Raw genomic sequence first — 15,195 nt, forward strand, 5'->3', positions numbered from 1 at the left:
GTGCTACGGTTTACTACTTACGATCAATAACGTCTTACGATCAATAACGTGCGATTGACGATGAATAACGTCAGGCCCCTGTTGACGGCGACCCGAACCCGGCTTCGCTGACCCAATGGTGCGGGGCGACTTCGCGGTAGCGGGCTTTTTCCACCACCTCGTTCGCCTTACGCAACGGTGAGGGGATTTCGCTGTCGTCCAGTTCACGGGTATAGCGACGGTCAGGGTCGGCTATCGGTACCGAGGCCAGCAGACGCCGGGTATACGGATGCTGTGGGTTGTTGAACACCGACTGACGCGGGCCGATTTCTACGATCTGACCGAGGTACATCACGGCCACGCGGTTGGCGATGCGTTCTACCACCGCCATGTCATGGGAGATGAAAATCCATGACACGCCGGTCTTCTGCTGTAAGTCCATCATCAGGTTGACCACCTGTGCCTGAATCGACACATCGAGCGCCGACACGGCCTCGTCAGCAATGATCACCTGAGGGTGCAGCGCCATCGCACGGGCAATGGCGATACGTTGACGCTGGCCGCCGGAAAATTCGTGCGGATAGCGCTGTGCGTGTTCCGGTTGCAGGCCGACGCTTTTCAGTAGCGCCTGCACCTGCGGGGTGGCGTCTTCCAGCGACTTCACCAACCCGTGCAGCAGCAGCGGCTCGGCAATGGTGAAACCTACCGTCAGACGGGGGTTGAGCGAGGCGTAAGGATCCTGAAACACCATCTGCATTTTGCGGCGCAGCGGCTGGAAGTCGCGGTCATGTAAACCGGCAATCTCCTGACCATCGAACAACAGGCTATCTGTCTGGCTTTCCACCAGACGCAGCAGTGCCCGCCCGGTGGTGGATTTGCCACAGCCGGATTCGCCGACGATCGCCAGCGTTTCCCCCGGCCAGACGGCGAAATCAATTTGCTCTACCGCATGTACCCGGTGGGTGACGGAAGAGAAAATGCCGCTGCGAATGGGGTAGTACACTTTCAGGCCACGAATATCGAGCAACGGCGGGGCGTCATAACGCGCGGTCATGTGATCCGGTTCTGCTGTCGCGTTTTGCTGCCCTAGCAGCGGGAAGCGCCTGGGCCAGGCGCTGTCGCGCATATCGCCCAGTCGCGGTACCGCCGCCAGCAGTGCTTTGGTGTAGTCGTGCTGCGGACGATTGAAAATATCCTCGACCCGGCCTTGTTCCACCACCTCACCGCGATACATGACCACCACGCGGTCCGCGATTTCCGCTACCACGCCCATATCGTGGGTAATGAACAACACTGACATGTTGCTCTGGCGTTGCAGGTTACGCAGGATTTGCAGGATGCGTGCCTGTACCGTCACGTCCAGCGCGGTGGTGGGTTCGTCGGCGATCAGTAACTGCGGGTCGCAGACCAGCGCCTGGGCTATCATCACCCGCTGGCGCATCCCGCCGGACAGCGAATGTGGATAGCTGTTCATCACCCGGTCGATATCCGCGATCCGCACTTTGCGTAGCAGTTCGCGCGCTTTGCTATCGGCGCTGGCCGCGTCGCACATGTGGTGGTCGAGCAAGGCTTCGGTGAGTTGATCACCCACTTTCAGCACCGGGTTGAGGGAGGTCATAGGCTCCTGAAAGATCATCGCCATATCGCGACCGCGCAGGCGGCGACGGGCATCGTCCTTCAGGGTCAGCAGGTCATGGCGGCGACCGGTGCTATCGGTAAAGCGAATGCCGCCACGTTCAATTCGGGCGGATGCGGCCAGCAGCCCCATGACCGTCAGCGACGTGACGGATTTGCCAGAGCCGCTCTCGCCGACCACGGCGACCACTTCCCCTTTGTTGAGGCTGAAGGATACGCCCTTGAGCGCCAGATGGGTGCCGGAGCGACCGCTGAAGCTAACGCTCAGGTCGTCTATCTCCAGCACCGGCTGCGGTGTCGGGGCAGAGGCCGTCGCAGCAGGGATTGCGGTTAGGGTGGTATCCGTCATCGTCACTCCGGTAGGTTCTGTCACAGCCAGATGCGGCCAAGGTTATACGTCAGGTAAGGCGAGCTGTCGGCGGCCAGCCAAATCGGGCCATCCAGATCAACGTGTTCGGCCGCCAGCGCCACCGGCAGAGCGGCTTCCATTGCCAGCGAGGAACCGAGCATGCAGCCAACCATGATGCGCAGGTCGTGCTGACGTGCCTGTGCCACCATCGCTAGTGCTTCGGTCAGTCCGCCGCATTTGTCCAGCTTGATGTTGATCATCTCGTAGCGGTCGCACAGCGCGGCGATATCGCCCCGGTGGTGGCAGCTTTCATCGGCGCATACCGCGATCGCGTGTTTAAATGTCGCCAGCGCGCTGTCCTGTCCGGCGGGCAACGGCTGCTCGACCATCGCGATGCGATGAGCGGCTAACTGGCGCAGCAACGATTCCAGATCCAACCCGCTCCAGGCCTCATTGGCATCGACAATCAACGTGACATTGGGGGCCGCCTGGCGGATTGCCGCCACTTTTTCCAAAATCTGATCCCGGTCGAGCTTGATCTTCAATAACAACGCGCCGCGCGACACCGCATCTTTGGCGGCGTTCGCCATGTTTTCCAGACTGTCGAGGCTCAGGGTCTCGGCGGTAATGATTGACTGCGGTGGCGCGATGGCGAGGTGTTGCCACAGCGTTTGTCGGGCAAGCGCAGCATTCAGTCGCCACAGCGCGCAGTCCAGGGCGTTGCGGGCCGATCCCGGCGGCAACGACTGTTGCAGTGCTCCCAGACTGATACCGTTTTCCACTGCCTGACGCACGGTTTCCAACTGGCGGGTTACGCTGTCGGCCGTTTCCTGATAGTGCGCGGTGGGCGTGCATTCCCCGCGGCCGATAAAGCCACGCTCTTCCAGTGTGACCCGCACCACGGTGACGGCGGTACGGGTGCCGCGGGAGATAGCGAACGGACGGGCCAGCGGCAGTTCTACGGTTTCAATTTGCATCTGTCGCATCGGGTTATCCCTGGGTTTTCAGCAGCGTCGCAATGTCATCAATACCGAATCGGATCGGGTCGGTGGCAGGAACACCGAAGCGTTCGCTCAGGCCACGGCAGTACTCACGCGCTTCCTGTTCGCCATAGTTGGAGGTGTTGATGGCGAAACCAGCCAACTGCACCTCCGGGTTGGTCACACGAGCAGCGCGCAGGCAGGCATCCACACACTCATCCAGTTCCACCATCGGTTGATGCGGCAGGTGGCGCATGTGCGGGCGACCCATTTCATGGCACATCACCAGCCAGTGTGGCTGAGCACCGTGGATAAGACCGGTGGTGACCCCAGCGTAGGACGGATGAAACAGCGACCCCTGGCCTTCAACGATATCCCAGTGGTCATCATCATTGGCGGGAGACAACGCTTCTGCCGCACCGGCGATAAAATCGGCGATCACGGCGTCAATGGCGATGCCGTCGCCCGCTACCAGCACCCCGGTTTGACCGGTGGCACGGAAATCCGCCTTCATCCCCTGCGCACGCATGGCGGCTTCCAGCGCCAGCGAGGTGTACATTTTGCCAACCGAGCAGTCGGTACCGACGGTCAGTACGCGTTTACCGCTGCGTTTCTTACCACTGCCGACAGTTAATTCCGGGCGCATGTGACGAATATCGAACAGCGCTACCTGATGCTGCTCTGCCAGCGCTTGTAAACCGGGGACATCAATCAGCCGTTGGTGCAGACCATTGGCAATGTTCATACCGGCTTCGATGGCGGCACGCACGGTGTCCAGCCAGTGTGGCGGCAGAAAGCCACCGGCGTTGGCGGTACCCAGTACCAGCGTTTTAGCGCCACGTGCCACCGCGGTGGGGATATCCAGATCATCGAGCCCCAGCGACACCGTGCTGCCCGGCAGGCGTAACTGGCCTACACACTGTTCGGGGCGCCAGGTGTGAATACCGCGTGCCGTTTTCACCGCCAGCGGGTCGGTCACATCGCCAAGAAAAAGCAGGTAAGGTTGTGGAATCAGCATGATGTCTTATCCGTGGTTGCATAGTGATGACATGAGAGAAGATGTCTAAGACTATTCCACGATGCTTTTTTTCTGACGAATGCTTGTTTATGGGTAGGGTATAACCTGATGTTATGGAGTTGTTTTTAATTAGTTATTTGTTATTTAATGATTTTTTCTTTCAAATACCCGCAAGGTATACCGGCGGGTTATGACAATACAGGCAGATCAAAATCTTTTGTATTGACGGGAAACTCGTTGAGGGATTGTGTCTAGCCGGTCGTAAACCCCACCAACAGGCTCAATGCCGTGACCACCACCATCAGCATCAGCGATTGCATCATTCGCATGGATTGCCGGGTACAAGGGTGACCATAGCGCTGCAGAGCGCGCAATCGCAGACGCGACCAGATATACGTGACCAACGCCATCACCAGCAGGAACAACCCGGTGGCCAGCATCAGCGGCTGGGTGGTGATCGAACCGGCTTTGAGCAGTAAAAGGCTGTTGATCAGCAGCACAAAGGCGGTACGCGACCAGGCAAGCCGCGTGCGCTCCGGTTGCAGGCCTGGGTCGCGCGACGGGGTGTCGGCAGGTGCGGTCATGGCGGTTACATCAGCAGGATAATCAGCGCCAGTGCAACTGACGTCAGGCTCACGACGCTGGCGACGGCGACGAGCAGACGGGTATACGGCAGCGCTTGCCCGGCACGCATCGCCCGCTCGTTATCGGCCCAGCGTTGGTAAGCCATCCACGCCAGTAGCGCCGCTGCCAGCGCCAGAAATGCTGAAATACCGGCCCGGATGGTGGGTGACCCCAGCGTGGGGGCGAACTGGTCAATGGCGATGGCACCGGCCAGAAACGCCAGCGCGGTACGAATCCAGGCCAGAAAGGTGCGCTCGTTAGCCAGCGAAAAGCGATAATCCGGCGTTGTTCCCTGTTGCTGCCAGGGAATTTTCTTGCCTGACGGCGTGGGTGAAGGTGGTGAAGAGACGGAGTCACTCATGAACATCAGCAGCCTGCGGATAAATAATGCCGGTATTCTACATGGCTGACTGGTGGCTCTCCAGCCGATGGTACGGAGGATGCCGGAAAAATTGATGAAATTTTAATCGTGACTGACGGTAGGCAGGGCAGGGGGAAGACCGTATAATGCGCGCCAGTTTAATGAACCTGCCCGGAGACGAGCCATGCGCCCAACAGGCCGAAGTGCCCAGCAAATTCGCCCTCTCACATTAACCCGTCATTACACCAAACATGCTGAAGGATCGGTACTGGTGGAGTTTGGCGATACCAAAGTGCTGTGCAATGCCACGGTAGAAGAAGGGGTTCCGCGTTTCCTGAAAGGTCAGGGACAAGGCTGGATTACCGCTGAATACGGTATGCTGCCGCGAGCCACCCATAGCCGTAACGCCCGTGAAGCGGCAAAAGGCAAACAAGGTGGCCGCACGCTGGAAATTCAGCGTCTGATCGCCCGCTCGCTGCGTGCCGCCGTAGACCTGAACAAATTGGGTGAATTCACCATTACGCTGGATTGCGATGTGTTGCAGGCTGATGGCGGCACCCGTACGGCCTCTATCACCGGTGCCTGCGTGGCGCTGGCGGATGCGCTAAACGGTATGGTGGCCAGCGGCAAGCTGAAAGCCAGTCCGTTGAAAGGCATGGTGGCGGCGGTATCGGTCGGGATTGTTAACGGCGAAGCGGTGTGCGACCTGGAATACGTGGAAGATTCCGCCGCAGAAACCGATATGAACGTCGTGATGACCGAAGATGGCCGCATGATAGAAGTGCAGGGCACCGCGGAAGGTGAGCCGTTCAGCCACGACGAATTGTTGTCGTTACTGGCGCTGGCGCGTCAGGGCATCGAAGATATTGTCAGAGCGCAGAAGGCCGCATTGGCCGATTGATTGTTAAAGCGACCCAGGTGGTCGCTTTTTTATGCCATCCATTTTTATGCTATGCAGTGGACGGTGGGAGCCCCACCGTCGTTACAGGAGAGGGAGTCATGAAAGCCTATCAGCGTCAGTTTATCGAATTCGCACTGAGCAAGCAGGTTCTGAAGTTCGGCGAATTTACCCTGAAATCCGGGCGCATCAGCCCCTATTTCTTTAATGCCGGGTTATTCAATACCGGGCGTGACCTGGCGTTGCTGGGGCGCTTTTACGCCGAGGCGCTGGTGGATGCCAATGTGGAGTTTGACGTGCTGTTTGGCCCGGCTTACAAAGGGATTCCGATTGCTACCACGACGGCGGTGGCGCTGGCGGAACACCATGACCGTGATGTGCCCTACTGCTTTAACCGTAAAGAAGCCAAGGATCATGGCGAAGGCGGCAATCTGGTCGGTAGCCCGCTGAAAGGCCGCATCATGCTGGTGGACGATGTGATTACCGCTGGTACGGCTATCCGCGAATCGATGGATATCATCGCCGCCCAAGGGGCAACGCTGGCAGGAGTGCTGATTGCGCTCGACCGGCAGGAGCGTGGTCGTGGTGAACTGTCCGCGATTCAGGAAGTGGAGCGCGACTATCAGTGTAACGTGACGTCCATCATCACGCTGGGCGACCTGATTAGCTGGCTGGCGGAAAAACCGGAAATGGCTGTGCATCTGGACGCGGTGAATGCTTACCGTGCGCAATTCGGCGTATAACCGGGCGGGTATGAAATAAGCGGCGTGGCGATGTGCCACGCGGTGCGTTTACTGAAGCTGGGCGGCCAGCAAGGGCCAGCGGGTTTCGAAATCCTGCGTGGGCAGGGTACGGAACTCGGAGCGGGTAAAGCGGGAGAGCATCCCTTCGCAGAACGCCAGTAACTGGCTTGCCAGCAACGTTTCGTCATGGCGAAACGCTTCACCGCCGCGTAGTTTGTGTTCGCGCAGTACCTGACGCAATTGAGATTCAATGCGGTCAAACAGTTGGTTGATGCGGCCCTGCAACCGGTCCTGTTCGAACATCAGCGCATGACCGGTGAGAATGCGCGTCAGACCGGGGTTTTTCTCGGCAAAGCCGAGGATCAGCAACAAAATGAGCCGTAGCCGATTAAAGGTGTCTTTTTCATCCTGCAGGATCAGGTTGATACGGGTGGTCAGGCTGTCTTCAATAAATTCGATCAGGCTGTCAAACATCCGTGTCTTGCTGGGAAAATGCCGATAAAGTGCGGCCTCTGAAACGCCAACGGTGGCGGCCAGCTTAGCGGTGGTGATGCGTTGACTGCCATCGCTGGATTCCAGCATCTGCGCCAGTGCCTGCAGAATTTCCTCGCGACGATTCCTTTTCGTATTTTCTTTCTCTGCCATGTCAGAAAAGACCCTTGATAAAAATGTGACGGACAAACACCAGATAGCGCCACAGTCGCATCAACGCTGTGGCTTTATAATTTTCCTGGGAGGCAGGGATAACGCGTATCAGTGGCGACCGGAATGGCCGAAACCACCTTCTCCCCGCTCGCTATCGACGAAATCGTTAACCAGATTGAATTCGGCCTGCACTACCGGTACGAACACCATCTGGGCGATGCGCTCGCCGGGTTCAATGGTGAAAGACTGACTGCCACGGTTCCATACCGACACCATCAACTGCCCCTGATAGTCGGAATCGATAAGCCCCACCAGATTACCCAGCACCACACCGTGTTTGTGACCGAGGCCGGAGCGAGGCAGGATAACCGCCGCCAATGACGGGTCGGCGATATGGATAGCCAAACCGGTCGGTACCAGTGTGGTTTCGCCTGCGGCCAACACGATAGCGCTGTCCAGACAGGCGCGTAAATCCAACCCGGCAGAGCCTGGGGTCGCATAGGTCGGCAACGGGAACTGTTGCCCGATACGCGCATCAAGAATTTTTACGTCGATTTTTTTCATCATAACGGCTGACAATCTCGTCAATTAACTGTTGGCCCAACAGGTGTTTGCTGCTGTGCGGCAGGCGTTTGTCCCCGCCCGGCCAGAAAAGGTGTAATGCATTATTTTCCGAGTTAAATCCTTGATCGGAAAGGGATACATCATTCGCGCAAATCAGATCCAGCTGTTTGCGGGCCAGCTTCTGGCGCGCGTATTCTTCCACATTACTGGTTTCGGCAGCAAACCCGATGACGTAAGGCCTGTTTTCGCTCATTGCCGCCACATCCGCGATAATATCCGGATTTTTGACCAGAGTGACACTGATTTCATCACCCTGCTTTTTGATCTTTTCGTCAGCGACGGTGTGTGCCCGGTAATCCGCCACGGCGGCGCACCCGATAACGATGTGCTGCTGAGCGGCGCGCGACATCACTGCCTGATGCATGTCCTGAGCACTAATAACATCGACACGGGTGACATGGTCCGGTGTCGGTAAATTGACCGGGCCGGCTATCAGCGTGACCTGCGCCCCACGTGCGGCGGCGGCGGCGGCGATGGCAAAACCCATCTTCCCTGAGCTGTGATTGCTGATGAACCGTACCGGGTCCAGTGCTTCGCGCGTCGGCCCTGCCGTTACCATAACATTCAGGTGTTGCAGATCATTGACACGGGAAAAGTGCGCGTCGGCGTATGCCACAATGGTTAGCGGGTCAATCATGCGGCCCGGGCCGACATCACCGCACGCCTGGCTACCGCTATCCGGACCCCAGATCAGCATGCCGCGTGCTGCCAGCACACCCAGATTGTGCTGTGTTGCTGCAGCGCGGAACATCTGCTGATTCATGGCGGGCGCGATGGCGATGGGCGCGGCGGTCGCCAGACAGACGGTGCTGAGCAGATCATTCGCCATACCCGCCGCCAGCCGGGCGATCAAATCCGCCGATGCCGGTGCCAGAATCACCAGGTCTGCCCATTTTCCCAGCTCAATGTGGCCCATCGCCGCCTCGGCAGCGGGATCCAGCAGATCGTCCGACACCGGATGGCCGGAGACTGCCTGCAGCGTCAGTGGCGTGATAAACGCGCCAGCGGCGGGTGTCATCACCACTCGCACCTCCGCGCCCCTCTCGCGCAGACGCCGCACCAGCTCCGGGCCTTTGTAGGCAGCGATGCCGCCGCTGATACCCAGTACGATATGTTTTCCTGCAAGCGATGCGCCGGAAAGCCCGTGCAGACTGGAAGAATCTGTCATCGTTATATCCGTTTTTCAGCCCAAAAGAGCCAGCATTTTATCATAATGTTGGCAATCCATCGTGGTGATGATGGTGTGCCCGGCGGCACGGTTTTCGTGATGCGATTTTACCGCCACGCTCACAAAGAGGGGCGTGGCATAGACGAACAGGCATTATTGGCACTGTTTAAACGCGGGCAGGTGATTCTGTTGGGAAGCATCGCGCAGCCGATGGAAAACTAACGTGATGTCCTGATGAGAACTGACGGCAGGCAGTAGTGTTTTGTCATATAGCGCCTGATTAGCGATTTCAGCATCAACCCCCATTTTGCAGGCCTCCTTCAACGTCGCTGGCAGCGTGTTCTTCATTTCTGTACTGCCGGATAATGTGTTGGGCGGCACGGACATACCATGATTTTGCATCAGCTGCGCTAACGCATGGGCGTGATTCTGCTCAGCCCGCATGATGTTATTAAAAGGGGCAACCTGACCAAACTTCTCGATGGCCGCGGCATAGAGCGCTTCGGTGTGATATTCATGGTACAGCGCCGTCTGGAGTGCGTTTTTAGCCGCGTTATCCAACGGCTGCTGCGCATAAAGCGGGGTGATGGATAAGGTGACGAGTAATAGACAGGCTTTGCTAAGCAATTGGCTCTTCATCAAAAAAGATACTCCTGTGTGAGGTGTCACGATGATGCGTCAGTCACTTTTATCACTGCCGTGTGACGCAATAGCGTGAGCGGTATCTGGTTTATGAGGTTTTCTTCTGCTTGCAGAAATCATTGCGAGCGTTACCGCACTGGTGCAATACGGTTATCGAGCGCCGATTTCTCACGTGGGATGATGGGGCCATTCTGAAAAGGAGTGGCTATGACATGGAATGATGGGGGCGCACCACGAGAGAAATTGATGTCCCTTGGCGTAGAGGCGCTCAGTGATGCTGAACTGCTGGCGATTTTTTTGCGCACGGGAGTAGAAGGGATACATGTGATGGAACTGGCGCAGAATCTGTTAGCGCAGTTTGGTTCGTTGTATCGGTTGATGACGGCTGACTGGGCCGCGTTTAATGCGGTGCGAGGGGTCGGCATTTCCAAATATGCCCAATTGCAGGCGGTGGCAGAACTGGCTCGTCGGTTGTTTTCCTCACATTTGGCGCGGGAGGATGCCATGCTGAATCCTGATGTCACGCAGCAATATCTGCAATTGCTGCTGGCTCATCAGGAGCGGGAAGTTTTTTTGGTCATGTTTCTGGATAATCAGCATCGGGTGATTTGTCATCAGGAGATGTTCGCGGGCACGATAAGCCGTGTGGAAGTGCATCCGCGTGAAATCGTGCGCGAAGCGCTCAAAGTCAATGCTGCCGCGCTGATTCTGGCGCACAATCACCCCTCTGGGCAGGCGGAGCCCAGTCAGGCCGATCGTTCCATTACCGAAAAAATCGTACAAGCCTGCCAGTTAATGGAGATTCGGGTGCTTGATCACCTGGTAATCGGGCGTGGCGAGTACGTTTCTTTTGCCGAGCGTGGGTGGCTTTAAGAGATATTTCCGCGATCCTGGGGGATCTTTAGTTGTTCGGGACTTGAGCGCATACGCTTCAGAGCGTATACTACGCCACCTTTGAGAATCTTGGGTGTGGCGTTAAGAGCCTATCTCAGCAGGTTTACCCTGATGACAGAGTCTTTTCAGTGAAGTTGCTGAGATGGGCTCTAGAGCCTGACGAGGCGGCCAACACCCTCTACGAAGCTCGAGCTGATTTGATTTTTGGAGAATAGACATGTCCCGAGTCTGCCAAGTTACTGGCAAGCGTCCGGTGACCGGTAATAACCGTTCCCACGCAATGAATGCGACTAAACGCCGTTTTCTGCCAAACCTGCATTCCCATCGTTTTTGGGTTGAAGGTGAGAAGCGTTTTGTAACGCTGCGCGTATCTGCTAAAGGTATGCGTGTTATCGACAAAAAGGGTATCGAAGCGGTTCTGGCCGATCTGCGTGCCCGTGGTGAAAAGTATTAAGGAACTGAATCATGGCTAAAGGTGTTCGCGAGAAGATCAAGCTGGTTTCTTCTGCTGGTACTGGTCACTACTATACCACTACGAAGAACAAACGTACGATGCCGGAAAAACTGGAACTGAAAAAATTCGATCCAGTTGTGCGTCAGCACGTTGTCTACAAAGAAGCTAAAATCAAGTAATTTTAGTGGATCTAAAAAACCCGGCTTCGGCCGGGTTTTTTTTCGCTTGAGCAAAACAGGTCTGAAGTAGCATCTTACTTCCATCCGTCATTTCTTATAGTGTACGCCATTTTCCGTCAGTCATTTCGCAGGAGGACGCATGCCTGAATTACCCGAGGTGGAAACCAGTCGTCGGGGCATTTCGCCCTGGCTGGTCGGCCGTACCATTTTGTATGCTGAGGTGCGCAACGCACGTCTGCGCTGGCCGGTCTCTCCTGAAATTCTGTCGCTGAGTGATACGCCGGTGTTGAGTGTGCAGCGCCGTGCCAAATATCTGCTGCTTGAGTTACCGACGGGGTGGATTATCATCCATTTGGGCATGTCCGGTAGTCTACGCGTGCTGCCCGAATACAGTGAACCGGATAAGCATGACCATGTCGATTTAGTTATGGATAGCGGCAAAGTGCTGCGTTATACCGATCCACGCCGTTTCGGTGCCTGGTTATGGTGTGATGATCTGGCAAACAGTTCCGTGCTGGCGCATTTGGGGCCGGAACCATTGAGCGATGACTTTTCAGGTGATTATCTGTTTAGCCGCTGCCATGGCCGTAAAACGCCAATCAAGCTGTGGATTATGGATAACAAACTGGTGGTGGGGGTTGGCAACATCTATGCCAGTGAGTCGCTGTTTAATGCCGGTATTCTGCCGGAGCGGCCTGCCGGTTCCCTGTCGCAGCAAGAAGCGCATCAGTTGGTGCAGTCCATCAAGCAGGTATTGCAGCGCTCCATTGAACAGGGCGGGACCACGCTGCGTGATTTCCTGCAGTCTGATGGGAAACCGGGTTACTTCGCGCAGGAGTTGCAGGTCTATGGCCGCCATGGCAAGCCTTGTCATCACTGCGGCACACTGATCGACAGTATCAAGCAGGGACAACGCAGCACCTTCTTTTGCAAGCGGTGCCAGCGTTAGGAGCCGACTTCTAACAGCTGATGTCGGCGGCTTTCTGCAGCCAGGATGTATTATCCCTTTAGGCTAATTTTTCCTGCAGAGCGGCAGCGATAGGGGGCGGTAAAAAGTGGGATACATCGCCGCCATGACGCGCGACTTCTTTAACCAGCGATGATGAAATGAAAGACCACTGCTCTGATGGCATCAGGAATACGCTTTCCAGGGTAGGCATCAGGTGGTGGTTCATTTTGGCTAATTGCAGCTCGTATTCAAAATCAGAAACGGCGCGCAGCCCCCTCACCAGAATGGTCGCTTTCCGCTGCCGGGCGAATGTGGCCATCAGGTCGGTAAACCCCTCGACTTCGACATTCGGCAGATGTTGCGTGGCTTCTTTTGCCAGCGCGACGCGTTCTTCCAGTGTAAACAGCGTGTTTTTGCTGGGACTGGCGGCAATTGCCAGAATCAGGTGATCAAACATGCTGGTCGCACGCGTCAGTAGATCCAGATGGCCGTTGGTCATCGGGTCAAATGTACCGGGGTAGATAGCTCTAGTCTTCATGGTGCAGGTGCTCCTGGCGAGTCTCCCGCCGGTTATTTAAAGCCCATAGTCCAGTATATTTGTTAAACGTGTACTGCGCATTCACGATCGCCAGTAGCCACCCTTGTTTTCCGTCGAGGAAGCCGGCGCGCAATAGCCAGGTTTTGATGAAAGCGCCAAGGGTGTGCAATACGATCGCGGTGAAACCGCAGCGCTTGCCCTGAAGGAAACGCTCGTTAGCCCAGCTCTGTGCGTAAGCGAGCTGTTTTTTCTGAAAGCTGAACAAGTCGCGGCAGGTCAGGTGTTTCAGATCCCCGTCCAGAGAGACCACCCGGGCTGTGCCATGATCAAGGGATTCATGCACGGCATTATTGTTGTAGTGGTAACGCTTGGGGTAGAGACGAATGACCTCATCGGGATACCAGCCGCTGTGACGCATGAAACGCCCCAGAAACAGGTTTCGACGGGCACAACGGTAGACGACATCGCTCTCCGGGGATTCGAGCACCGCTTCGATAGCGTGCCGTAGCGCTGGTGTGACCCGCTCGTCGGTATCAATCATGAAGATATAATCGCCGCTGGCATACTGCTGCGCCAGCTGGCGCTGCTTGCCAAAGCCAGGCCAGTCGGTGTTCTGATAGACCTGCGCGCCATGGTGACGGGCGATATCCAGCGTGTCGTCACTGCTGCCGGAATCCAGCACAATAATTTCATCAGCCCAGGTCACCGACGCCAGACAGTCAGGCAGCAGTTCCGCTGCGTTATGGCTGATAAGAACGACGGAAAGACGTTTTCGGCTCATTACTGGCTCCGTGGCGGCAGATAGGGCTCCAGCAGGGTCAACAGGCTTTGCAGAGCGCCCTGATTTTTATGTAGTACGTCCACCGCGTGATGACCGTGGTAACGGCGATAGTCGTCATCCGACAGCAACGTGGTGACCTGTTCCACCAGTGAAGCGGTATCCCGCACGGTGATCAACCCATCGGATTGCTGTAAGCGGGCGCAGATATCCTTGAAGTTGAACGTATGTGGCCCCATCAACACGGGTATGGCGTGTGCGGCAGGTTCCAGCGGGTTATGTCCGCCCCGTTCAATCAGGCTGCCGCCGACAAACGCTAGATCAGCGATGCCGTACAGCAGCATCAATTCGCCCATGGTATCGCCAATCACCACGTGTGATGAGGCGGGCGGAACCGTGCCGGCGCTACGCAGGGTATATTCCATCCCGGCCTTACGGACGATGGCTTTGGCATCGTCAAAGCGGTCAGGATGGCGCGGCACCAGGATCAGCAATAGCGTGGGAAACGCTTTCAGCAATTCGGTGTGGGCATCGACGATAATCTTTTCTTCGCCTTCGTGAGTACTGGCGGCAATCCACACCGGGCGCTGGGGTGCCCACTGACGACGCAACGTGACGGCGCGGGCGGCCAGTTCCGGCGTGACAGAGATATCGAATTTCAGGCTGCCGGTCACATTGAGCTGTGAGCGTTTCAGTCCCAGATTGATAAAGCGCTCACCATCTTCCTCATTTTGTACCGCGATGAGGGTAATACGGCGCAGCAGAGTACGCATAAAGCGGCCGAGTTTGCGATAACCGTTAGCGGAGCGTTCGGACAGGCGGGCGTTGGCGATGATAAGCGGGATCTCGCGCTGGTGCAGCGCCGTTATCAGGTTTGGCCATAGCTCGGTTTCCATGATGATGACCAGACGCGGTTTGACATGATCAAGAAAACGCGACATCGCACCGGGCAGATCGTAAGGCAAGTAAACGTGGTAAACATCTTTGCCGAATGCGGATAACGCACGCTCGGAACCTGTCGGCGTCATGGTGGTGACGGTAATCGGTAATGACGGGTAGCGATGGCGTAAGGCGCGGACCAACGGTACTGCTGCTAACGTTTCTCCGACAGAAACGGAGTGCAACAGTATGCCTTCGGGTTTTACCTGGCTCTGGTAGAAGCCGTAGCGTTCCCCCCAGCGTTTGCGGTAAGCGGGGATTTTGCGACCCCGGAGCCATAGACGCAGCCAGATAAGCGGCTGGATCATGTAAAACAAAAAGGTGTACAGCGTTTGTAACATAATCATCGGTATTAGAGTCGGCGATAGCGAATTCTATATATTTATAGCGGCTAAATCTATCATTTTAACCGGGTACGGCCGGTGTACTCCTCTGTACCAGAAAATCAGAAATTGGTGTTGGAAATTGTATCGTTACGTGTTGGGTTAATGCTTGATGATAAAAAGATTATTCATCAGGTGTGGAAATTAACGCAGAATAAATACGGTAAAAAATAGAATATAAAAGCGGAATAAATAAATATTATTTCTTTTTTTTATTCTGCTGTTTAATGTATTTTTGCGCTGATTTTTCAGCGTGGGGAATAATGTTTTTATTGTGATGATTTATTTCCATGTGTGTGTTTTTAGCATAGCTAGACGAAGCGCTGTTACCGAAAAATGGCAGGAAGTTGAACAGCCTGGCGACATTCCGTTTTGTGGTTTCGATCTTAAATAAATCCTCTCTGTACGGTATAAA

The 15,195-nt window shown here is 56.0% G+C and carries 18 protein-coding genes; 6 read left to right on the forward strand and 12 right to left on the reverse strand.

The features are described from left to right. Positions 1–70 precede the first annotated feature (70 nt). The 5 genes from FGI04_RS19785 to FGI04_RS19805 all read right to left on the reverse strand — a co-directional run bounded on the left by FGI04_RS19785 (position 71) and on the right by FGI04_RS19805 (position 4,952). Positions 71–1,963 carry an ABC transporter ATP-binding protein gene (locus tag FGI04_RS19785; protein ID WP_407274226.1) on the reverse strand — a complete coding sequence of 631 codons (1,893 nt, stop codon included), beginning with the start codon at positions 1,961–1,963 and terminating at the stop codon, positions 71–73. Positions 1,964–1,983: 20 nt separating this feature from the next. Further along, on the reverse strand, positions 1,984–2,949 hold the full coding sequence (dgcA, locus tag FGI04_RS19790; RefSeq protein ID WP_407337141.1) for an N-acetyl-D-Glu racemase DgcA: 966 nt from the start codon (positions 2,947–2,949) through the stop codon (positions 1,984–1,986). A gap of 4 nt (positions 2,950–2,953) precedes the next feature. Then, positions 2,954–3,961: an N-acetyltransferase DgcN gene (dgcN, locus tag FGI04_RS19795; RefSeq protein WP_226100712.1), complete on the reverse strand. Its 1,008-nt coding sequence runs from the start codon at positions 3,959–3,961 to the stop codon at positions 2,954–2,956. 251 nt (positions 3,962–4,212) lie between these two features. Further along, positions 4,213–4,545 (reverse strand): DUF202 domain-containing protein, encoded by a 333-nt coding sequence (locus FGI04_RS19800; protein ID WP_342699055.1) that lies wholly within the window; start codon positions 4,543–4,545, stop codon positions 4,213–4,215. A 5-nt stretch (positions 4,546–4,550) separates the two neighbouring features. Then, the gene (locus tag FGI04_RS19805; protein WP_050570758.1) at positions 4,551–4,952 is read right to left on the reverse strand and encodes a YidH family protein; all 402 of its coding nucleotides are present in this window, start codon (positions 4,950–4,952) and stop codon (positions 4,551–4,553) included. A 178-nt stretch (positions 4,953–5,130) separates the two neighbouring features. On the opposite strand from FGI04_RS19805, the gene rph reads away from it, so the two are divergent. Both rph and pyrE read left to right on the forward strand, forming a co-directional pair. Continuing rightward, a complete protein-coding gene (gene rph / locus FGI04_RS19810) occupies positions 5,131–5,847 on the forward strand; it encodes a ribonuclease PH (RefSeq protein ID WP_016943471.1) in 717 nt (238 codons plus the stop codon). 98 nt (positions 5,848–5,945) lie between these two features. After that, a complete protein-coding gene (pyrE, locus tag FGI04_RS19815; RefSeq protein WP_342699054.1) occupies positions 5,946–6,587 on the forward strand; it encodes an orotate phosphoribosyltransferase in 642 nt (213 codons plus the stop codon). A gap of 48 nt (positions 6,588–6,635) precedes the next feature. Here the strand turns inward: pyrE and slmA are convergent, their stop codons facing one another. The 4 genes from slmA to FGI04_RS19835 all read right to left on the reverse strand — a co-directional run bounded on the left by slmA (position 6,636) and on the right by FGI04_RS19835 (position 9,663). Further along, positions 6,636–7,232 carry a nucleoid occlusion factor SlmA gene (slmA, locus tag FGI04_RS19820; protein WP_012882897.1) on the reverse strand — a complete coding sequence of 199 codons (597 nt, stop codon included), beginning with the start codon at positions 7,230–7,232 and terminating at the stop codon, positions 6,636–6,638. Between the two features lie 108 nt (positions 7,233–7,340). Next, entirely contained in the window at positions 7,341–7,799 is a 459-nt protein-coding gene (gene dut, locus FGI04_RS19825; protein ID WP_012882898.1) for a dUTP diphosphatase, read from the reverse strand. Further along, on the reverse strand, positions 7,768–9,024 hold the full coding sequence (gene coaBC, locus FGI04_RS19830) for a bifunctional phosphopantothenoylcysteine decarboxylase/phosphopantothenate--cysteine ligase CoaBC (protein WP_050570875.1): 1,257 nt from the start codon (positions 9,022–9,024) through the stop codon (positions 7,768–7,770). The genes dut and coaBC overlap by 32 nt, the downstream gene beginning before the upstream one ends. A gap of 153 nt (positions 9,025–9,177) precedes the next feature. Further along, positions 9,178–9,663: a ferritin-like domain-containing protein gene (locus FGI04_RS19835; RefSeq protein WP_342699053.1), complete on the reverse strand. Its 486-nt coding sequence runs from the start codon at positions 9,661–9,663 to the stop codon at positions 9,178–9,180. 210 nt (positions 9,664–9,873) lie between these two features. On the opposite strand from FGI04_RS19835, the gene radC reads away from it, so the two are divergent. The 4 genes from radC (at position 9,874) to mutM (ending at position 12,142) form a co-directional block, all read left to right on the forward strand. After that, the gene (radC, locus tag FGI04_RS19840) at positions 9,874–10,539 is read left to right on the forward strand and encodes a RadC family protein (protein ID WP_023638639.1); all 666 of its coding nucleotides are present in this window, start codon (positions 9,874–9,876) and stop codon (positions 10,537–10,539) included. Positions 10,540–10,777: 238 nt separating this feature from the next. Continuing rightward, on the forward strand, positions 10,778–11,014 hold the full coding sequence (gene rpmB / locus FGI04_RS19845) for a 50S ribosomal protein L28 (protein WP_012763801.1): 237 nt from the start codon (positions 10,778–10,780) through the stop codon (positions 11,012–11,014). Positions 11,015–11,025: 11 nt separating this feature from the next. Further along, the gene (gene rpmG, locus FGI04_RS19850; RefSeq protein WP_012763802.1) at positions 11,026–11,193 is read left to right on the forward strand and encodes a 50S ribosomal protein L33; all 168 of its coding nucleotides are present in this window, start codon (positions 11,026–11,028) and stop codon (positions 11,191–11,193) included. A 139-nt stretch (positions 11,194–11,332) separates the two neighbouring features. Next, positions 11,333–12,142 carry a bifunctional DNA-formamidopyrimidine glycosylase/DNA-(apurinic or apyrimidinic site) lyase gene (mutM, locus tag FGI04_RS19855; protein ID WP_016943465.1) on the forward strand — a complete coding sequence of 270 codons (810 nt, stop codon included), beginning with the start codon at positions 11,333–11,335 and terminating at the stop codon, positions 12,140–12,142. 58 nt (positions 12,143–12,200) lie between these two features. Here the strand turns inward: mutM and coaD are convergent, their stop codons facing one another. The 3 genes from coaD to waaA are packed head-to-tail and all read right to left on the reverse strand — an operon-like array spanning position 12,201 to position 14,738. After that, the gene (gene coaD / locus FGI04_RS19860; protein ID WP_016943464.1) at positions 12,201–12,680 is read right to left on the reverse strand and encodes a pantetheine-phosphate adenylyltransferase; all 480 of its coding nucleotides are present in this window, start codon (positions 12,678–12,680) and stop codon (positions 12,201–12,203) included. Further along, positions 12,670–13,461 carry a glycosyltransferase family 2 protein gene (locus FGI04_RS19865; protein WP_342699052.1) on the reverse strand — a complete coding sequence of 264 codons (792 nt, stop codon included), beginning with the start codon at positions 13,459–13,461 and terminating at the stop codon, positions 12,670–12,672. Before FGI04_RS19865 ends, coaD begins: the two co-directional genes overlap by 11 nt. Further along, positions 13,461–14,738, reverse strand: a complete 1,278-nt coding sequence (gene waaA, locus FGI04_RS19870) for a lipid IV(A) 3-deoxy-D-manno-octulosonic acid transferase (protein ID WP_342699051.1) — start codon at positions 14,736–14,738, stop codon at positions 13,461–13,463. The genes FGI04_RS19865 and waaA overlap by 1 nt, the downstream gene beginning before the upstream one ends. Between the last annotated feature and the right edge of the window lie 457 nt (positions 14,739–15,195).

The organism is Dickeya ananatis (genome assembly GCF_019464615.1).
Lineage (GTDB): Bacteria > Pseudomonadota > Gammaproteobacteria > Enterobacterales > Enterobacteriaceae > Dickeya > Dickeya oryzae.